The 19,058-nt window shown below is 72.3% G+C and carries 20 protein-coding genes; 5 read left to right on the top strand and 15 right to left on the bottom strand.

From position 1 onward, the window contains the following. Window positions 1–12: 12 nt before the first annotated feature. The 4 genes from OG392_RS24225 to OG392_RS24210 all read right to left on the bottom strand — a co-directional run bounded on the left by OG392_RS24225 (window position 13) and on the right by OG392_RS24210 (window position 3,293). Complete coding sequence (locus OG392_RS24225) at window positions 13–1,101, bottom strand: YlbL family protein (RefSeq protein WP_329282810.1); 1,089 nt, start codon at window positions 1,099–1,101, stop codon at window positions 13–15. A gap of 66 nt (window positions 1,102–1,167) precedes the next feature. Continuing rightward, window positions 1,168–1,302, bottom strand: a complete 135-nt coding sequence (locus OG392_RS24220; protein ID WP_329287698.1) for a hypothetical protein — start codon at window positions 1,300–1,302, stop codon at window positions 1,168–1,170. A gap of 315 nt (window positions 1,303–1,617) precedes the next feature. After that, on the bottom strand, window positions 1,618–2,082 hold the full coding sequence (locus OG392_RS24215) for a molybdenum cofactor biosynthesis protein MoaE (RefSeq protein WP_329282809.1): 465 nt from the start codon (window positions 2,080–2,082) through the stop codon (window positions 1,618–1,620). 101 nt (window positions 2,083–2,183) lie between these two features. After that, window positions 2,184–3,293 carry an SDR family oxidoreductase gene (locus tag OG392_RS24210; RefSeq protein WP_187622414.1) on the bottom strand — a complete coding sequence of 370 codons (1,110 nt, stop codon included), beginning with the start codon at window positions 3,291–3,293 and terminating at the stop codon, window positions 2,184–2,186. Between the two features lie 214 nt (window positions 3,294–3,507). Here OG392_RS24210 and OG392_RS24205 point away from each other — a divergent pair, with 214 nt between their 5' ends. Both OG392_RS24205 and OG392_RS24200 read left to right on the top strand, forming a co-directional pair. Then, window positions 3,508–4,938: a zinc-dependent metalloprotease gene (locus tag OG392_RS24205; protein ID WP_329282807.1), complete on the top strand. Its 1,431-nt coding sequence runs from the start codon at window positions 3,508–3,510 to the stop codon at window positions 4,936–4,938. Beyond that, entirely contained in the window at window positions 4,935–5,456 is a 522-nt protein-coding gene (locus OG392_RS24200) for an NUDIX hydrolase (protein WP_329282805.1), read from the top strand. Before OG392_RS24205 ends, OG392_RS24200 begins: the two co-directional genes overlap by 4 nt. A 64-nt stretch (window positions 5,457–5,520) precedes the next feature. Here OG392_RS24200 and OG392_RS24195 read toward each other — a convergent pair whose 3' ends face one another. The 4 genes from OG392_RS24195 to OG392_RS24180 all read right to left on the bottom strand — a co-directional run bounded on the left by OG392_RS24195 (window position 5,521) and on the right by OG392_RS24180 (window position 9,466). Continuing rightward, window positions 5,521–6,276, bottom strand: a complete 756-nt coding sequence (locus OG392_RS24195; RefSeq protein ID WP_329282803.1) for an AIM24 family protein — start codon at window positions 6,274–6,276, stop codon at window positions 5,521–5,523. Window positions 6,277–6,295: 19 nt separating this feature from the next. Further along, on the bottom strand, window positions 6,296–6,976 hold the full coding sequence (locus OG392_RS24190; RefSeq protein WP_329282801.1) for an AIM24 family protein: 681 nt from the start codon (window positions 6,974–6,976) through the stop codon (window positions 6,296–6,298). Between the two features lie 14 nt (window positions 6,977–6,990). Further along, a complete protein-coding gene (locus tag OG392_RS24185; protein ID WP_329282799.1) occupies window positions 6,991–8,640 on the bottom strand; it encodes a TerD family protein in 1,650 nt (549 codons plus the stop codon). A 250-nt stretch (window positions 8,641–8,890) separates the two neighbouring features. Continuing rightward, window positions 8,891–9,466, bottom strand: a complete 576-nt coding sequence (locus tag OG392_RS24180) for a M48 metallopeptidase family protein (protein ID WP_329282797.1) — start codon at window positions 9,464–9,466, stop codon at window positions 8,891–8,893. A gap of 212 nt (window positions 9,467–9,678) precedes the next feature. Between OG392_RS24180 and OG392_RS24175 the strand changes: the two genes are divergently transcribed. Further along, window positions 9,679–10,827 (top strand): TOMM precursor leader peptide-binding protein, encoded by a 1,149-nt coding sequence (locus tag OG392_RS24175; RefSeq protein ID WP_329282795.1) that lies wholly within the window; start codon window positions 9,679–9,681, stop codon window positions 10,825–10,827. A gap of 68 nt (window positions 10,828–10,895) precedes the next feature. Then, a complete protein-coding gene (locus OG392_RS24170) occupies window positions 10,896–12,245 on the top strand; it encodes an ABC1 kinase family protein (protein WP_329282793.1) in 1,350 nt (449 codons plus the stop codon). Window positions 12,246–12,249: 4 nt separating this feature from the next. Here the strand turns inward: OG392_RS24170 and OG392_RS24165 are convergent, their stop codons facing one another. The 5 genes from OG392_RS24165 to OG392_RS24145 all read right to left on the bottom strand — a co-directional run bounded on the left by OG392_RS24165 (window position 12,250) and on the right by OG392_RS24145 (window position 16,126). Further along, the gene (locus OG392_RS24165) at window positions 12,250–12,432 is read right to left on the bottom strand and encodes a hypothetical protein (protein ID WP_055600984.1); all 183 of its coding nucleotides are present in this window, start codon (window positions 12,430–12,432) and stop codon (window positions 12,250–12,252) included. Between the two features lie 124 nt (window positions 12,433–12,556). After that, entirely contained in the window at window positions 12,557–12,880 is a 324-nt protein-coding gene (locus tag OG392_RS24160; RefSeq protein WP_055600983.1) for a hypothetical protein, read from the bottom strand. Beyond that, window positions 12,877–13,248, bottom strand: a complete 372-nt coding sequence (locus OG392_RS24155) for a WhiB family transcriptional regulator (RefSeq protein ID WP_209496707.1) — start codon at window positions 13,246–13,248, stop codon at window positions 12,877–12,879. Before OG392_RS24155 ends, OG392_RS24160 begins: the two co-directional genes overlap by 4 nt. 173 nt (window positions 13,249–13,421) lie before the next feature. Further along, a complete protein-coding gene (locus tag OG392_RS24150; RefSeq protein ID WP_443054858.1) occupies window positions 13,422–13,778 on the bottom strand; it encodes a hypothetical protein in 357 nt (118 codons plus the stop codon). Between the two features lie 173 nt (window positions 13,779–13,951). Continuing rightward, the gene (locus tag OG392_RS24145; protein ID WP_329282789.1) at window positions 13,952–16,126 is read right to left on the bottom strand and encodes an ATP-dependent DNA helicase UvrD2; all 2,175 of its coding nucleotides are present in this window, start codon (window positions 16,124–16,126) and stop codon (window positions 13,952–13,954) included. A 148-nt stretch (window positions 16,127–16,274) separates the two neighbouring features. Here OG392_RS24145 and OG392_RS24140 point away from each other — a divergent pair, with 148 nt between their 5' ends. Further along, window positions 16,275–16,517 carry a mycoredoxin gene (locus OG392_RS24140; protein ID WP_073912119.1) on the top strand — a complete coding sequence of 81 codons (243 nt, stop codon included), beginning with the start codon at window positions 16,275–16,277 and terminating at the stop codon, window positions 16,515–16,517. A gap of 126 nt (window positions 16,518–16,643) precedes the next feature. Here the strand turns inward: OG392_RS24140 and nudC are convergent, their stop codons facing one another. Both nudC and OG392_RS24130 read right to left on the bottom strand, forming a co-directional pair. Beyond that, window positions 16,644–17,591 (bottom strand): NAD(+) diphosphatase, encoded by a 948-nt coding sequence (gene nudC, locus OG392_RS24135; RefSeq protein ID WP_329282787.1) that lies wholly within the window; start codon window positions 17,589–17,591, stop codon window positions 16,644–16,646. A 49-nt stretch (window positions 17,592–17,640) separates the two neighbouring features. Continuing rightward, a complete protein-coding gene (locus tag OG392_RS24130; protein ID WP_329282786.1) occupies window positions 17,641–19,053 on the bottom strand; it encodes a dipeptidase in 1,413 nt (470 codons plus the stop codon). Window positions 19,054–19,058: the final 5 nt, after the last annotated feature.

Raw genomic sequence — 19,058 nt, 5'->3', positions numbered from 1 at the left:
ACGGACGCGGACTCAGCCCTTCGAGCAGCTCGGCAGGGACTTCGTGTCGCCCGCGCGGAGCTTCTCCAGGGACTTCGCGGCGTCGTCGATGGTGTCCACCTTGACGAGGGTGAGCCCGTCGGGGGTGTCCCGCACGGCGTTCTCGCAGTTGTCGGCCGGGGTGAGGAAGTACTGGGCGCCTGCGTTGCGCGCGCCGACCAGCTTCATCTCGATGCCGCCGATCGGGCCGACCTTGCCGTCGTCGTCGATGGTGCCGGTGCCCGCGATGAAGCGGCCGCCGGTGAGGCTCTCCGGGGTGAGCTTGTCGACGATCCCGAGCGCGAACATCAGCCCGGCGCTGGGGCCGCCGACGTCGGCCAGGTTGATGTCGATGGTGAACGGGAAGACATGGTCGGTGCCGGCCTGGATGCCGACGACGGCCCGGTCGCCCTCCTCGGACGTGGTGGTCGTGATGACCACCTTCCGGGTGACGGTGGGCTCCTTGCCGGCCTTCTCGGCGGCGGCCGCCTCCTTGGCGGGGACGATCGTGAACGCGACGTCCTGGCCGGGCTTCCGCTTCACGACCTGCTTGGCGACATCGGCCTGCGCGGCGATCGCCACCCCGTCGACCGCCTTGATCACGTCACCGGCGTGCAGCTTGCCCTCGGCGGGCGAGCCCTTGATCACGGTGCCGACGACCACGCGGGAGACGACCGGGATGTTCAGCTCCTTGAGCGCGGCCACCTTGGCGCTCTCCTGCGACTGGCTGAACTCCTCCGCGTTCTCCTGGCTCGACTGCTCCTCGGTCTTGCCGTCCGGGTAGAGCGTGTCGTGCGGAACCACCACGTTGTCGTGGGCCAGCCAGCCGTAGACCGCCTCGACGGCGTTCATCTTGTAGTCCGCGCTCGTGACACGGACCGTGGTCATGTTGAGGTGCCCGTCGGTCGGGTACGTCTTGCGCCCCGAGATGTGCAGGACGGGCTCTCCCCTGGCCTCGCCGAGGGTGTTGACCGTGGGGCCCGGGCTCATCTCCGCGTACGGCACCGGGATCAGGACGCCCGCGATGAGCAGACAGATCAGGACCAGGGTGGAGGCGAGCATCGTCGCGGTGCGGCGTGGCATGGAACGACAGTACGGGACTCGCCTGTGGGTGCACCCCTGGGGCGGGCCGTACGGGGCGGGCCGGCGTCAGCTCGACGGCGAGGTGGCGGCGCCGCCCGCGGCGGCGGCCGGTTCGCGCTCGGGACGAGCGGAATCCGGGGTCGTGGTGTGGGCGCGTTCCATCGCGTCCCGGAAGCGTGCGTAGCCGGCGAGTTCTGCCACGTCGCCTATGGTCTTGTTCCTCGAAGCCCAGCTTCCCCATATCGCCGCGCCGACGACTGCGAAAAGCGGAATCAGCAACCAGGCCAGCGCTGCCATCCCGACCTCCCATCCCCAGTGAGTTGATCAGCAGACTCTGTCATCTGTGGGATCAACGCTCGCGCCTGGGGGGCGGTTACGCAAATCGGGCGTTCGGCTACGCCCCGTCGGCGCGTCGACTTGCGCTTCGGACCCCCTTGGCCGGCTCGGGGACGGCGGCCGTCAGCAGGCCCCGGCCACCGGCCGGGGGCGGGACCCCCGATCAAGGGGTGACGGGCTTCAGCAGGCGCCCACCCACTCCTCGGTGCCGTCCGAGAAGGTCTGGTGCTTCCAGATGGGGACCTCGTGCTTGAGGTCGTCGATGAGCTTGCGGCTGGCCTCGAAGGCCGCCCCGCGGTGCGGGCAGGAGACGGCCACGATCACCGCGATGTCGCCCACGACCAGGTCGCCCACCCGGTGCACGGCGGCCAGCGCGCGGACCGGGTGGTTCGCGACGACCTTCTCCGCGACCCGCCGCATCTCCGCCTCGGCGGTGGGGTGGCAGGAGTAGCCCAGACGGTCGACATCGGCGCCGCCGTCGTGGTTGCGCACGGTGCCGACGAAGAGCGTCGTGCCGCCCGAGGCGTCGTCCCCGACCGCCCGGAAGACCTCGTCGAGGGAGAGCGGGGTCTCCCGGATCGCCAGGAGCTTGATCGGATCGGCGGCGGCCTGCTCGCCGGGGTGGTCAAACGACGTCGGTGCCATGCGTCCATCGTGCCGTACGCGCGCGACATCCCGGAATAGCGGTTTCGACCGGTCGTCGGCGGCCCCCGTAGGAGGGTCCTACAGGCCGCCGCGCCTCCCGGTCAGATCCCCCGCCGCTTCCGCATCTGCCGGACGAGCGCCGCCGTGCCGAGCAGGGCCACCGTCGCCCCGGCAGCGCCCGCCGCCGTGGCGTCCTTGCGGCCCAGTCGGCGGCCGGCGACCGTGTGACGGCCCTCGACCTCCTCCAGGAGCGCCGCGAGGACCTCCTCGTTCGTCCACTTCGGCCGCCAGCCGGCGTCGTGCAGGCGTCCGACGCTGACCACCCACGGGTGCATCGTGTACGCGAGGTCGCCCGCCGGGGACGGGGTCAGCCCGATCCGGTGGAGCCGGGCCGCGGCGCCGAGGGCGACGGCGGAGGGCAGTTCCATGCGCCGGATCCCGGAGAGCTCCTCGACCTCCTCCTGCTCCAGCCAGCCCTCGCAGCCGACCGCGAACTCCCCTTCGACCTTCTCAAGGGCCGCGTACTCCAGAGCGCTGACCAGGTCCTCCACGTGGCAGAACTGCCAGGTGGGCCGGGAGCCGGCGACGACGAGCAGCCGGGGCGACTCGAAGTAGCGGGTCAGCGCCGTGTCCGTACCGCCGATCAGGACGGCCGGGCGGACCACGGTGACGTTGAGGCCGGGGTGGGCGCGCGGGGCCCGGCGCCCGAGGCGCTCGATCTCCAGCATGTCGCCCACGCCGGTGGCCTCCGCCGTGGCCCTGAGCTCGGCGTCCTCGGAGAGCGGGATGTCGTTGTCGGGCAGTGCGCCGTAGACCATCGCGGAGGTGCACAGCACCACCCGGTGGACCCCGGCGGCGGCCGCGGCGGTCAGCACGGTCTGCGTGCCGCGCACGTTGTAGGCCGTCCGGGCGGCGGGGTCGGTCTCCAGGTCGAGATCGACGGCGAGGTGCACGACGACGTCCGCGCCGCGCAGCTTCTCGGCGATGGCCGGGTCGCGCACGTCGAGGATGTGCCACTGCGCCTCGGCGACCTCGCCCCGGCGCTCGTCGATGGCGACGACCTTCTTGATCTCGTCGGACGCGGCCAGGCGCCTGGTCAGCAGGTCACCGACGCCGGAAGCGGCACCGGTGACCGCGACGACGGGGCCGCGCGCGGCGGACCGGGTTGAGAGGTTTCGCGCTCCGCGAACCTGTGGATCTGGGGAACTCACCGGGCGTCTCCAGCGGTTGTCTTCAGTACGTACACGGATGACGCGTACGGACCAGGTGGCGTCCATCCTGCCGCAGGGCACGGCCCGGCGGAGCACCGAGCCCATTTCCGGCCCGGATGTCTACGCTGGTGGTGTGCGGGGCCTGTCTGGACAGGCCCTGGTCGGGCAGTCGCCGTCGGCAGGAGGCCGGCGGCCCTACGAGCCGAGGAAACCTGTGAGTGACACCCCATTCGGATTCGGCCTTCCGCCGGAGGAGCCGGAGAACGGCGACGAGGGCAAGAAGAAGGACCCCGCCGGAGGTGGCCAGGGGTCCGGGGGCCAGGGCGGCAACCCGTTCGGGGCGAACCCGTTCGGCTTCGGTGGGCTGCCCGGCATGGGCGGGCCCGGCGGAGCGGACAATCCGTTCGCGGCGATGTTCGGCTCGCTGAACCCCAACGACCTCGGTGCGGCCTTCCAGCAGCTCGGCCAGATGCTGAGCTACGAGGGCGGTCCGGTCAACTGGGACATGGCCAAGCAGATCGCGCGCCAGGTGGTGGCCCAGGGCACCGCCGACGGCACCAAGGACGCCAGCGTGGGCCCGGCGGAGAAGGCCGCGGTCGAGGAGGCCGTGCGCCTCGCCGACCTGTGGCTGGACGGCGTGACCTCGCTGCCCTCGGGCGCGAGCACGGCCGTGGCGTGGAGCCGCGCGGAGTGGGTCGAGGCGACGCTGCCGGCGTGGCAGCAGCTCGTGGACCCGGTCGCCGAGCGGGTCGGCTCGGCGATGGGCGACGTCCTGCCGGAGGAGATGCAGGCCATGGCGGGCCCGCTGATCGGCATGATGCGCTCCATGGGCGGCGCCATGTTCGGCCAGCAGATCGGGCAGGCCGTCGGCGCGCTCGCCGGTGAGGTCGTCGGCTCGACCGACGTCGGTCTGCCCCTCGGGCCCGCGGGCCGGGCGGCGCTGCTGCCGCTGAACATCGAGGCCTTCGGCAAGGACCTGGGCGTGCCCTCCGACGAGGTGCGGCTCTACCTGGCGCTGCGCGAGGCCGCGCACCAGCGTCTCTTCGCCCACGTGCCGTGGCTGCGCGCGCACCTGTTCGGCGCGGTCGAGGGGTACGCGCGAGGGATCAAGGTCGACACCTCGAAGCTGGAGGAGGCGGTGGGCCAGCTCGACCCGACGCACCCGGAGCAGCTTCAGGAGGCCCTCCAGCAGGGCATGTTCCAGCCGGAGGACACCCCGGCGCAGAAGGCGGCCCTGGCCCGTCTGGAGACGGCGCTGGCGCTCGTCGAGGGCTGGGTGGACGCGGTGGTCCACGAGGCCGCCAAGTCGCGCCTCACGTCGGCGGACGCGCTGCGCGAGACGCTGCGCCGGCGCCGGGCCTCGGGCGGTCCCGCCGAGCAGACCTTCGCCACGCTGATCGGTCTCGAGCTGCGGCCGCGGCGGCTGCGGGACGCGGCGCGCCTGTGGGCGTCGCTGACCGACGCGCGCGGGGTCGACGGCCGTGACGGTCTGTGGGAGCACCCGGACATGCTGCCGACGGCGACCGACCTGGACGACCCGGACGGCTTCGTGCACCGCGAGCACCTCGACTTCTCCGAGATCGACAAGATGCTCGGCGAGGCGGCCAAGGGCGACGCCCCGGAAGACGGGGACGGCAAGGAGTGACTCTGCACGACGACGCGGTCCTCGTCCTCAAGGGGTACGGGGACCAGCCGGAGCTGCGCGACGCGTACCTGGCCCATCTGGACGCGCATCCGGACGGCATGTACAAGCCCTGCGGGGCCGGGCATCTGACCTCCAGCGCGCTGGTGGTCGACCCCACGCGCGGGCGGGTGCTGCTGACCCTGCACAAGAAGCTGGGCATGTGGCTGCAGATGGGCGGTCACTGCGAGGCGGGTGACACGACGGTCGAGGCGGCCGCGCTGCGGGAGGCCACCGAGGAGTCCGGGATCACGGGACTGACCCTGCTGCCGGGCGGCCCGGTGCGGCTGGACCGGCATCCGATCCCGGCGCCCTGCCACTGGCACCTGGACGTGCAGTACGCGGCGCTGGCTCCGGCCGGTGCGGTGGAGCAGATCAGCGAGGAGTCGCTGGACCTGCGCTGGTTCGCGTACGACGAGGTGGCGGGCGTGGCGGACACGTCGGTGGTCCGTCTCCTGGAGAGCACGCTGGCGCGCCTCTAGCGGCGCCCGGACACGGGAGAGGGGCGGTCGCCGTTCGGCGACCGCCCCTCTCCCTTACGCGTGCCTAGTTCCAGGCGTTGTTCTGGTTCTGGGCGTGGGAGCCGTGCTGTCCGGCGCCGAACTGGGCGGCGATGCCCTGGCCGATGGCCGCGTTCTGCGGGGGCATGACCTCGCTGGGCTGGACGAGCGCGAAGCCCTGGCCGAGGAAGCTGAGTTCCCAGCCCTCGCCGGTGCTGCCGCGGCGGGTGCGGACGCTGGAGCTGTGCGTCTGGGCCTGCATCTGGACGCGCAGTCCGGTGGACCAGGCGACGATGGCGTCCGCGTCGACGCTCACGTACTTCTCGGGCGTGACGTGCATCATCAGCGGCTGCCCCGAGGTCATCAGGGCGACCCGGCCGCGGCCGGAGATGTTGAGCTGGTACTTGCCGGTGCCGGAGACGCCGTACTGGCTGTCGACGGCGATGACCTCGGTGTGGAGGGTGGAGTCGAGCGCCAGGACGTAGGCGCTGTCGACGGTCAGGCCCTCCTGCTCGACGTCCACGACGTGCACGTACTGGGCGAGGTTGGCGAAGTAGACCGTGCCCTGGCCGGAGCAGCGCATGAGGTCGAGGCCCTCACCGGTGCGTGCCTGGGCCCGGCGCTGGCCGGGGGTCTTGTACTCGCCGTCGAAGTCGACGAGTCCCTGGTACGCGACCATGGCGCCCTTGCGGGCCAGGATGTCGTCCTGCCCGGTGAGGCTGACCCGCAGGAGCTGCGGGTTCTGGATGACGTACCGCTCCTGGCTCTGCTGTTCGGCGTGGTTGAAAAGCGGGCTCTGCATGGTGTGTTCTCGCTCCCCCTCAGCCCCGGGCCCGCAGGCGGTCGGTGCTGTCCTCGCTCGGCTGTACGACGACGATGCCCTGGCCCGAGAAGGCCATCTGGAATGCCTCGCCGCTGCCCCGCCCGATGAGGGAGGAGGCCTTGAAGCTGCGCTTGCCCTTGACCTTGAGCGACGGCGACCAGGCGACGAGCGCGTCGGGGTCGACGTACGTCTCGTCGTCGCCGCGTCCGCAGTCGACGACGATCGGGGTGCCGCGCGAGGTCAGGGCGACCCAGCCGGTGCCGGCGATCTCCACGTTGAACAGGCCCTGGCCGGCGAACTTGGCGAGTCCCTTGACCCGCTCGACGCCCCACTGGAGGTGTGCGTCGAAGGCGAGCAGGTTGGTGCCGTTGACCGAGAGCGAGTCGTTCTGCAGGTTGATCACGACGACGTCGGCGCCGTAGTCCGCGAGGTAGAGCAGTCCGTCGCCGGAGCACTTCATGATGGGCGCGCCCTCGCCGGTGACCCACTGCTGGGCGACCTGGCGGGCGGCGGGCGGGTTGGGCTCGTAGGTGATGTAGCCCTCGTAGGAGACCATCGAGCCGGTCCGGGCGTAGAGGTCCTGGCCGGAGGCCATGGCCACCTTGAGCATGGCGCGGCCGTGGTTCTCCATCCGGGCCGCGACGGGGGTCGGGGCGTAGCCCGCGAATTGCTGGTTCATGACTTCGGGCTCCCTCAGACCTCGTAGGGCTGGACGACGATGAAGTTGCCGGGGGCTCCCCGGAACTGGAGGTTCACGGTCTCTCCGCTGTGGCCGGGGTAGGCGTTGCGGCGGAGCCGCACCTGGCTGGAGAGGATGACCTGGGAGGCGGACGACCACGCCACCACGGCGTTGCAGTCGGCGAAGGTGGTCGGCGTGACGGGCAGCACCACGGGCACGCCGTGGGTCTTCACGACGACGGTGCCGGTGCCCTGGAACTGCATCGTGAACAGGGCGCCGCCGGGGATGCCGTGGCCCTCGATGCGCCGCACCTCGTACTGCAGGGACTCGTCGAACGCGAGGACGTTCTCCGCGGAGACGCAGATGCCGTCGCCCTGGAGCTCGATCGGGTGCAGGTGGGCACCCTCCTCGGCGAGGAAGAGCTGGCCGCGGCCGGTGCAGCGCATCAGCTGCATCTCCTGGCCGGTGGCGTTGCCGACGATCCGGCCGGTGAAGCCGGCGCCCTTGTGGGAGAAGTCGACCTTGCCCTGGTACATGACCATGGAGCCCTGCCGGGCGAGCACGGGCATGCCGCCCATGGCCAGGTCGACCCGCATGAGCTGCTGGTTCTGCGAGGTCCAGCGGGCGCCGGTGGGGGTCTCCTTGTACGGCGCGAGCGCGGCGGCGAGGCCCGCTCCGGCCGCCGGGACACCCTGCGGGACGCCGGGCTGCTGGCCGTACGGGGCGGGGGCGGCCTGGCCGTAACCGGGCGCCGGGGGCTGCTGGCCGGGGTACGGGCCGGGCGCCTGCGGCGGCACCTGGCCGGGGTACTGCCCCGGAGGCTGTCCCGGGACCTGGCCGTAGCCGGGCGGCTGCTGCCCGTACGGGGCGGGAGCCGGTGCCGGCGGCGGGACCGGGGCGGGGGCCAACGGCGCCACCATGGTCGGCGCCGTGTGCACCGGCTGGGCGGGCGGCACGGGCGCGGGCGGGGCGGGCGGCCCGCCGAACGCGGGCGCGGGAGCCGGTGCGGGCGCCGGCGGCGCGCCGAAGCCGGGCGCGGGAGCCGGGGCCGCGGGGGCGCCGAACGCCGGGGGCGCCGCCGCCTGCGCGGGCGGGGCGAAGCCGGGCGCGGCCTGCTGCTGCGGGGTGGGCTCCTCCTCGGCGACCTCGCCGCCGAAGTTCCGCAGGAGTGCGTCGAGGCCACCGTCGAAGCCCTGGCCGACGGCGGCGAACCGCCACACGTCCTTGAGGTAGAAGTCGCCGAGCATCACCGCGCGCTCGGTGGTGAACTCCGCGCCGGTGAAGGCGTACCGGGCCACCTCCTCGCCGCCCGCCACGATCCGCAGATGGCCGGGGCCGACCTGCGACATCTGGCCGGCGCCGTCGATGGTCGCGGTGAACGACAGCTTGTGGATGTTGGCGGGGATGCGGTCGAGAGTCACGCGGAAGGACTCGGTGTCACCGGACTGCGCCCCGAGCAGCTGGACGGACTCCTCGGGCGTCTTCGGCTGGTTGAAGAAGACGAAGTAGCGGTCGTCGGAGAGCCGCTCCTCCGCGTCCAGTCCGAAACAGCTGATGTCGAAGGTCAGTCCGGGCGCTGCGATCTGCACACCGATGTACAGATCGGTACCCGCGGTGAGATCACTGATCTTGGCCTTGTGGCCGCGTTGGAATTCCCTGGCCATGCGTAACGACCGTCCCCCATCCCGAATGGCGAATGCTCGCGCCAGGCTAGCCGCTGAGTGCGACATTGAGACAGCGCAGGTCGTTTTCGGTACCGAATCGGGAAACCTCGGTCACGCGCACGTGCTGCCCGCGTCACTCCCCGCAAGCGGAAGGGGTCACTCCTCGCGAGCGGAGAGGGTTGCTCCCCGCCCGTGGAGGGGCGTCACTCCGCGCGAGTGGAGAAGATCGTTCCCCGCCCGTGGAGGGGCGTCACTCCGCGCCGGCGCCCGGGAGATGCGGCAGGCGCCCGGCGGCGACCACGCCCTCCAGGTAGCCGCGGGCCCGCTCGGTGCGGGGGTACGCCTCCAGGAGCCGCCAGAACCCGGGACCGTGCCCGGGGACGAGCAGGTGGGCCAGCTCGTGCAGGAGGACGTAGTCGATCACGTACTCGGGCATGCCCTGGAGCCGGTGGGAGAGGCGGATGCTGCCCTCGGAGGGGGTGCAGGAACCCCAGCGGGTGTTCTGGTTGGTGACCCAGCGCACGGAGCTGGGGCGGGCCCGGCCGCCGAAGTACTGCTCGGAGAGGCGCAGCGACCGCTCGGTCAGCTCGCGGTCCCCGAGGACGCCGCGGCTCTCCTGCGCGGCGAGTTTGTCGAGCATCACGCCGACCCAGCGGCGCTCCTCGGCCTCGGACATCCGGGCCGGGATGAGCACGATGGTGCGGTCGCCCTCGCGGTAGGCCGAGACGGTTCTGCTCCGTCGTGGGCTTCTGCGGACCTCGACCGCACTCGTCCCCGCACCGCGGTGCGGCTTGTCGGTCACGCTGCGCTGTGGGTCGGCGGGCACGGCCCCGACGTTACCCGCTGTCAGCGGGGGAAGTCCCGCCTCCGGAGTGGTTTCGGCAACGATCCGCTCACACCCCACACGATTCGAATGACTAATCGCCTCGCCTGTGGACAACTTTCTGCGACCGTCACGGCGGCGGGGCATTCTCGACCCGACGGCGAAAGGCCGTTGTCGATCATGAAGCTGTCGATCATGAATGCGGGGCGGGGGAAATGCATCCGATGGTGAAACCGGCGCTGCGGCGCGCCTGGCGCAGTCTGCGCAGCGTGCAGTTCGGGGTCACCCCCGCGCACGCGGTGGTGCTCGATCCCGTCGACCAGGCGACGGGAACCCTGCTCGGACTGCTCGACGGCACCCGCGGCACCGAGCTGCTCGGGGCCGAGGCGAGGACGCTCGGCCTGCCGCGCGGACGCCTCGACGCGCTGCTCGCGCGGCTCGAATCGGCGGGACTGCTGGCCGACGCCTCGACCGGGCGCCCGGGGAAGGCCGGGCCGACGGCCGGCGCGGTGGACACCGCCCTCGATCCGCTCCGCGCCGACCTCGCCTCCCTCTCCGTCGTCCACCCGGAGCCGGACCGGGCGGTACGGGTCCTGGCGGCCCGCCGGGCCGCGCGCGTCCAGGTCCGGGGCGCGGGTCGGGTGGGGGCGATGGTGGCGGCGCTGCTCGCGGCGGCGGGTGTGGGCGGGGTCGAGGTCGTCGACTCGGGCCGGGTCGAGCCCTGGGAGACGGCCCCGGGCGGGCTGCCGGCCGAGGCGGTCGGCGAGCGCCGGGCGACGGCGGCCCGTCGGCTGGTCGGCCGGTGGCGGAGGGCACGCGGCCCGGGCGGACCGGCGCGACCGGGTGAGGGGTCCGGCGGGTTCGGGCTGTCACTCGTCGTGGTGACGCCACGGGACGGTCTCGGCGCGTACGTCCCCGATCCGCTTCCGGCGCAGCGATGGGTCACCACGGGGACCCCGCATCTGTACGCCGGGGTCATCGAGGCGACGGGAGTCGTCGGGCCGCTCGTCCTGCCGGGCGGCACGGCGTGCGCGCGGTGCCTCCAGGAGGAACGGACGGACCGGGAGCCGGACTGGCCCCGGCTGCTGGCCCAGTGGCGCTCCGGCGCCCGGCATCCCCTGCCCGCCTGCGACCTTGGTCTCGCGACGGCGGTGGCGGGGCTGGCCGCCGCGCACGCGCTCGCCTTCCTCGACGGGGACCTCCCGGCGAGCACGAGCACCCGCTGGGAGATGTCGCTGCCGCTGTCGGAGTGGCGGGCGGAGCGGCTGAGACCCCATCCGGCCTGCCCCTGCGGGGCTTCGCGCGGCGGAGAGGGGGAGCGCGCCTCGGCAGCCGGAGGCGCGCAGGACACAATGGCGGGGTAACGGCCCTGCGCGGCACGGCAGGGCTGACCGCCCTGCGCGGCACGGCAGTCTGGGTTTTGGAGGGGCGTATGTCTGATCTTCCCCGGAAGGCGGTCACCCGGACCGCCAAGTTGGCCGCGTTGCCGCTGGGCTTCGCGGGCCGGGCCACCTGGGGCCTGGGCAAGCGGATCGGCGGGAGATCGGCGGAGATCGTCGCCCGTGAACTCCAGCAGCGCACGGCCGAGCAGCTGTTCAAGGTGCTCGGTGAGCTCAAGGGCGGGGCCATGAAGTTCGGGCAGGCGCTGTCCGTCTTCGAGTCGGCGCTTCCCGAGGAGGTGGCCGGGCCCTACCGGGCGGCCCTGACGAAGCTCCAGGACGCGGCGCCGCCGATGCCGACGCGTACCGTGCACGCGGTCCTCGAGGAGCGGCTGGGCACGGAGTGGCGGGAGCTGTTCCTGGAGTTCGAGGACAAGCCGGCGGCGGCCGCCTCGATCGGCCAGGTGCACCGGGCCGTGTGGCACGACGGGCGCGAGGTCGCGGTGAAGGTGCAGTACCCGGGCGCCGGGGAGGCCCTGCTCTCGGACCTCACGCAACTGAGCCGGTTCGCCCGGCTGCTCGGCCCGCTGATCCCGGGGATGGACATCAAGCCGCTGATCACCGAGATGCGGGACCGGGTCTCGGAGGAGCTGGACTACGCCCTGGAGGCGGCGGCCCAGCAGAAGCACGCGGAGGAGTTCGCGGACGACCCCGACGTGCTCGTGCCGGCGGTGGTGCACCGGGCGGACCAGGTCCTGGTGACCGAGTGGATGGACGGCATCCCGCTCGCGGAGGTGATCGCGGACGGTACGGCGGAGCAGCGGGACCGGGCGGGCCAGCTCCTGGCCCGATTCCTCTTCTCCGGCCCCGCGCGCACCGGTCTGCTGCACGCCGATCCGCACCCGGGGAACTTCCGGCTGCTTCCGGGCGCCGACGAGGACGAGGGACCGGAGGGCTGGCGGCTCGGGGTGCTCGACTTCGGCACCGTGGACAGGTTGCCGGGCGGGCTTCCGGAGACGATCGGCACCTGTCTGCGGATGACGCTGGAGGGGGAGGCCGAGACCGTCTACGAGCTGCTGCGGGCGGACGGCTTCGTCAAGAAGTCCGTGGTGCTCGACCCCGACGCGGTCCTGGAGTACCTGCTGCCGATCATCGAGCCGGCCGAGGCGGAGTCCTTCCTGTTCACCCGCGGCTGGATGCGCACCCAGGCGGCCCGGATCGCCGACCCTCGCTCCCCCGCGCACCAGCTGGGCAAGCAGCTGAACCTGCCGCCCTCGTATCTGCTGATACACCGCGTGACGCTGAGCACCATCGGGGTGCTCTGCCAGCTGAACGCGACGGTGCGTCTGCGGGCCGAGCTGGAGGAGTGGCTGCCGGGCTTCGTGGCGGACGCCTCGGACTGACGGGTCACCACCAGGAGGAGTCGAGGCGGCCTTCGATCGCACGGATGTTGGCGCGGGCGCAGTCCTCGCAGAAGTAGCTGCGCCGGCCGTTCTCCACCGAACAGGTCCAGGTCAGCGGCAGGGTGTCGGCCGTCTTGCCGCAGCGTGCGCAGACGAGGGGCCCCTCGGGGGTACGGGCGTCGTTCACCCTTGTGACGATAACCCGACGAAGCGCCGGGGACCCGACAACGCACCGCGGGGGCCGGTCCGTTCGGACCGGCCCCCGCGGGGGCGCCCCTGGGGGGCGCGGGTGGATCGGCGCATGGCGTGCGTCAGTGCATGACGGCCATGGCCAGCGCGCGGCGGGCACGCAGCGAGACGCGCTCGGCGCGGCGCTGCATGCGTCGGGCGGCGACCAGGCGCACGGCCTGGCGTTCCGCGTCGGCCTCACGGTGACGCTCGTGCATATGGGCACGGGCGAGGGCTTCTGGGGCGAGTTGCATTTCACGGGTCCTGTTCTGACGCGCGGTGGGCGCGGCGGAGGGGAAGAAGACTGGGGTGGCGGAGCCGGCGGGCTCGCTGGTGGAAGAGGTCATCGGGGCCTGCTTCTGGGGATCGTGCGTGAGGGGGCGGTCGATGGTTCCGGTGGCGCTCATGCCGCGACCGGGTTCTTGCGCGGACGGCCACGGGGCCGCTTGCGGGCGACGACCACGCCCTGGACGAAGAGCTCGCCACCCCAGACACCCCACGGCTCGCGCCGCTCCTGGGCGCCGGCGAGGCAGGCGGCCACGAGGGGGCAGGTCCGGCAGAGGGACTTCGCGTACTCGACGTCGGCCGGGGACTCCGCGAAGAAGACCTCCGGGTCGTAGGCGCGACAGGGGACGGGGACGCCGAGGTTCTCGATGGCGTCGTCGAGCGCGGTGAGCGTGCTGAGGGGGGTCAAAGTGGGGTCCTCCGTGGGGCGGCCGGGCTGGGCGATCGATGCGGAAGGCGGTACTGACGGGGCGTGCGCTTCGAGTTGCACGGTGGTCTTTCCTCGTCTGGTCGTTCCGGCCTGTTGACCGGGGTTTCGGCTGGTACCGGGGTGTGTCTGTCCCGAGGCGTCCTCGTGTCGTCGTCCCCGTTCGGGGACAAACAAAAGGGCCGCGGATCCCGGGTGGGGTTCCGCGGCCCTGAAGGCGCCGGTCTGATCATGGATCAGACTGGATCGCTCCAGGGTTCGAGCCCACGGAAGGCCCACATCTTGTGGTCGTGCGTCGTCGTCTGCTGCTGGGTGCCGGCACCGGTCGCCGCAAAGTCATAGGCCTTGGCCTTGCCTGCTGCTCCTGCTTCCAGTGCCTTGGTCGGTCGCTCATTGCGAAGCTCCACGGCAGCGGGCCGCAGGCCGGCACCGGCAAGGCCGGAGACGGGCAGACCGGTGCCAATGAACGCCGAGGCGGAGAGGCCGAGCGAGCAGGCGGAGACGACGGAGCGGTCGGTCATTTTGACGGTGCTGACGAAGCCGGCACGGCTGATGAAGCTGGCGGTGCTGGTCTGAATGACGTTGCTGATCACGTGGAATCGCCTCCTCTCGGCGTCTCGGAGGGCTCGGGTGCGAGCCGGACCCTCATGTTTATTTGGACAAGTACAGCACAGAGACAGGGCTTCTTAGAAGCCGCTGTTTCCGTGGTTAAGAACCTATGGGGCTTGACGGGGCAGGCGCAAACTATTTTTCCCACGAGTTTCGCTCAGCTGTCGTCGAGGCCCGTCCCTCCGTCCTCACCTGCGCAGATGGCCAGGACGTCGGCGCCGAAGCGGTCGAGCTTGCGGGCGCCGACGCCGGAGATCGAGGAGAGCTCCCCGCCGGTGCCGGGGACCCGCTCGGCGATGGCCATCAGCGTCTTGTCGGTGAACACGCAGTACGCCGGCTGACCGAGTTCCCTGGCCTGCTCGGCGCGCCAGTCGCGGAGCCGCTCGTACAGTCCCTCGTCCATGTCCGAGGGGCAGTCCTCGCAGCGCATGAGCTTCATGGCGCCCGCCTCGGTGAGGGTCGCCCCGCAGACCCGGCAGAGAACGGGGCCGCGCGGCTTGCGGCGGCCGGCGGCGCCCCGCTCGAAGGAGCCGGACCCGCCCGGGGCGACGGTGCCGAGGGAGCCGGAGCCGGGCCGCAGGCCCTTGAGGAAGCGGCTGGGGCGCCGGGAGGCCCGGCCGCCCGGGGAGCGGGAGAGCGCCCAGGAGAGCGTGAGGTGGAGCCGGGCTCGGGTGACGCCGACGTACAGCAGGCGCCGCTCCTCCTCGACCTGCTCGTCGGTCTTGGCGTAGGTGATGGGCATCATGCCCTCGGTGAGGCCGACCAGGAAGACGGCGTCCCATTCGAGGCCCTTGGCGGAGTGCAGCGAGGCGAGGGTGACGCCCTGCACGGTCGGCGCGTGCTGCGCGGCGGCCCGCTCGTCGAGTTCGGCGACGAGGTCGGAGAGGGTGGCTCCGGACCGTGCGCGGGCGAAGTCCTCGGCGAGCCGGACGAGGGCGGCGAGGGACTCCCAGCGGTCCCGGACGGCGCCGGAGCCCGAGGGCGGCTGCGAGGTCCAGCCCTTGGTCGAGAGGACGGCTCTGACCTGAGCGGGCAGGTCCTCGGCGTCGTCGAGGAGGGAGTCGTTGCCCCCGGCGCGGGCCGCGCCGCGCAGGGCGATGCCCGCCTCCCGTACCTCCTGGCGCTCGAAGAAGCGCTCGGCGCCGCGCAGCTGGTAGGGCACCCCGGCGTCGGCCAGGGCCTGCTCGTACACCTCGGACTGGGCGTTGATCCGGTAGAGGACGGCGATCTCGCCGGCCGGGACGCCGGCGGCGATGAGGTCCCGGATGCGGCGGGCGGTGCCCTCGGCCTCCGTCGGCTCGTCCGCGTACTCGGTGTAGACGGGGCCGGGGCCGGGGTCGCGCTGGGAGATCAGTTCCAGGCGGTGCTCGGCGGCCCGGCCGCGGGCCTGGCCGAGCAGGCCGTTGGCGAGGTGGACGACCTGGGGGGTCGAGCGGTAGTCGCGGACCAGCTTGACCACCGTGGCCCCGGGGTGGCGGGTGCGGAAGTTCAGCAGGTGGTCGGGAGTGGCCCCGGTGAAGGAGTAGATCGTCTGGCTCGCGTCGCCGACGACGCAGAGGTTGTCGCGGTCGCCGAGCCACAGGTCGAGCAGCCGCTGCTGGAGCGGGGAGACGTCCTGGTACTCGTCCACGACGAAGTGCTGGTACTGGCTCCGGATCTGGTCGGCGATGTCGTGCCGGTCCTGGAGGATGCCGACGGTGAGCAGCAGCACGTCCTCGAAGTCGATCACCGAGCGGTCGCGCTTCAGCTGCTCGTACATCGCATAGATCTGGCTGATTTCCGCCGGGTCGCGGGGGGCGTCCCGGTGGGCCTTGGCGACGATGGCCGGGTAGTCGGCGGGGACGGTCTGGGTGACCTTGGCCCACTCGATCTCGCCGGTCACGTCGCGCAGCTCGTTCCGGTCGAGCCGGACCCGGCAGCGGGCCGCGGCGTCGGCGACGAGCTGGATCTTCCGCTCCAGGAGCCGGGGCAGATCGCCACCGACGGCTTTCGGCCAGAAGAACTGGAGCTGGCGGAGGGCCGCGGAGTGGAACGTGCGCGCCTGGACGCCGCCCGCGCCGAGCTGCCGGAGCCGGCCGCGCATCTCGCCCGCGGCGCGGTTGGTGAAGGTGACGGCCAACACGCTGGCGGGCTGGAGTCTGCCCGACCGCACGCCGTAGGCGATGCGGTGGGTGATCGCCCGCGTCTTGCCCGTGCCGGCGCCCGCCAGCACGCACACCGGGCCGGTCAGGGCCAGGGCGACCTCGCGCTGCTCCGGGTCGAGCCCGTCGAGCACCGCGTCGGCCGTCTCCGGGACCTGCGGGAAGAGAGTGGAGTGCGTTGCTGCTGTCACCCCCCAATGCTGCCAGGTCCGCCGGGCTCGCCGCGGAGGCTTGTCCACAGGCCGCGGCCGCGGTCGTACGAATTCCGGGAATGGCCGGGACAGGGCGTACGTTCTTCCTCTCGGCACCCGTCAGCGAAACCAAGAGGAGCGCCTCGCCATGCAGGGCACTGTGACGATGTACAGCACCACGTGGTGCGGCTACTGCCGTCGGCTGAAGAGCCAGATGGACCGCGAGGGCATCGCGTACACGGAGATCAACATCGAGCAGGACCCCGACTCGGCGGCCTTCGTGGAGAAGGCGAACGGCGGAAACCAGACCGTTCCGACCGTCCTCTTCCCGGACGGCTCCACGCTGACGAACCCGAGCCTCGCCCAGGTGAAGCAGGCGCTCAGCGTCTGAGCCACCGGGCTCCCCGCGCACGGAGAAACCCCCGACCGGTCTGATCGGTCGGGGGTTTCTCCGTGCGCCGGCGGACGTGTCGTACGTCTCAGATCATCTCGCCGGGCCGCGGACGTGCCGTGCGTCTCAGATCACGTCGCCGGGCTTCGGCAGCGGCTTGCCGTACCAGCGCTCGATCAGCCGGGAGGCGATCGAGATGCCGTAGGGCGGGATCACCTCGCCCGACTCGAAGGCGGCGGCCAGGTCATCGCGGGAGAACCAGCGGGCCTCGTGGATCTCCTCGCCGTCCACGGTGATCTCCGAGGAGGTCGCGCGGGCGAAGAAGCCCAGCATCAGGCTGGACGGGAACGGCCACGGCTGGCTGGCGATGTACTCGACCTCGCCGACCGTGACACCGGCCTCCTCGAAGACCTCACGGGCCACCGACGCCTCTATGGACTCGCCGGGCTCGACGAACCCGGCGAGCGTCGAGAAGCGGCCCTCGGGCCAGTGGACCTGGCGGCCGAGCAGCGCCCGGTCCTCCTCGTCCGTGACCAGCATGATCACCGCGGGGTCGGTCCGCGGGTAGTGCTCGGCGCCGCACGCCTGGCAGCGGCGGATGTGCCCGGCGGCGGCGATGACGGTGCGCTCGCCGCAGCGCGAGCAGAAGCGGTGGAGGCGCTGCCAGTTCTCCAGGGCCACCGCGTGCACCATGAGGGCCGCGTCCCGGTCCGACAGCAGCAGTCCGGCCTCGCGGAGCCCGGCGGGCCGCGCGGACTGGTCCATGCGGCCGGGCAGGGAGTCCTTCTGGAGCGCGAAGTAGGAGACGCCGTCGGCGTCCGTGCCCAGGAAGTAGCGGTGGGTCTCGGTGACCGGGGCCTCGAAGGCCGGGGTCATGACGAGTTCGGTCGTGCCGTCCGCCGTGTCGTCGATCAGCACCTGGCCCCCGGAGACCACGAAGACCCGCGTGGTGGGGTGGCTCCAGGCCGCCGCAAGCCAGGCCTCGTCGAGGCGGTGGTGCGCGGCGCGGTCGATGCCGCTCGGAGCGGTGAGCGAGATCGGGCGGTCCGCTGACGCGTTCTTCAAGGTGCTCACAGGTGCTTCCAACTCCCCCTGATCGGTGTGTGGGTTCAGCGCTCGGCGGTCAGGCGGGACGGAGGGCGGCGGACAGGTCGCCCCAGAGGTGAGCGGTCGTCTCGACGCCCTTCATGAGGAGATCGAGCTCGATCTTCTCGTTGGGGGCGTGCCAGCCGTCGGACGGGACGGAGATGCCGAGGAACAGGACGGGTGCCTCCAGGACGTCCTGGAGGTCGGCGGCCGGTCCCGAGCCGCCCTCGCGGGTGTAGCGGACCTTGGCGCCGTCGAAGGCCCGGCTCATGGCCCCGGCGACCGCCGTGAGTGCGGGGTGGTCGAGCGGGGTGAGGCAGGGACGGGTCGGGGCGCCGAAGACGATCTCGTACCGGATGCCGGCGGGGACGAGACCGGCGAGCCAGTCCCGTACCGCGAGCTCGATCTTGCCCGGATCCTGGCCGGCGACCAGCCGGAACGAGAGCTTGAGCTGGGCGGAGGCGGGGACGATCGTCTTGCCTCCGGGGCCCTGGTAGCCGCCGCCGATGCCGTTGACCTCGGCGGTCGGGCGGGCCCAGACCCGCTCCAGGGTGGAGAAGCCGACCTCGCCGAGGGTGCCGTGCGACTTCGCCGTGCGCAGCCAGGCGGCCTCGTCGAAGGGCAGCTCGGCGACGAGGGCGCGCTCGGCGTCGGTGAGTTCGGTCACGCCCTCGTAGAAGCCGGGGATCGCGACGTGCTCGTCGGCGTCGTGGAGGGCGGCGACGATCCGGCCGGCGACGGTGGCCGGGTTCGGCACGGCGCCGCCGAAGGAGCCGGAGTGGATGTCCTGGTCGGGGCCGTACAGCTCGATCTCGCAGTCGGCGACCCCGCGCATGCCGGTGCAGACGGTGGGGGTCGTCTCGGACCACATGCCGGTGTCGGAGACGATCACGGCGTCGGCGGCGAGGCGTTCGGCGTGCGTCTCGACGAGGTCGCGGAAGTGCGGGGACCCGGACTCCTCCTCGCCCTCGACGATCAGCTTGAGGTGGACGGCGGGCGCGGTGCGGCCGGTGGCGGCGAGGTGCGCGCGGACACCGAGGGTGTGGAAGAACACCTGCCCCTTGTCGTCGGCCGCCCCGCGCGCGTACATCCGCCCGTCGACCACGGTCGGCTCGAAGGGGTCGGTGTGCCAGCCGTCCTCGCGGGCGGCGGGCTGCACGTCGTGGTGGCCGTAGACGAGGACCGTCGGCGCGTCCGGGTCGTCGGAGGGCCACTCGGCGAAGACGGCGGGGGCGCCGCCGGTCTCCCAGATCTCGACCGTGGTGAAGCCGGTCCCGGTGAGCTTGGCGGCGAGCCATTCGGCGCTGCGCCGTACGTCCCCCGCGCGGTCCGGCTGCGCCGACACGGAGGGGATGCGCAGCCACTCCGCGAGGTCGCCGAGGAAGGCGGCACGGTGCTGCTCGATGTACGTGCGTACGGCGTGGACGGCGCTGTCCGGGGTCTCGCTCATGCCCC

Source organism: Streptomyces sp. NBC_00691 (assembly GCF_036226665.1).
Lineage (GTDB): Bacteria > Actinomycetota > Actinomycetes > Streptomycetales > Streptomycetaceae > Streptomyces.
This window is presented reverse-complemented; position numbering and strand designations above follow the sequence as displayed.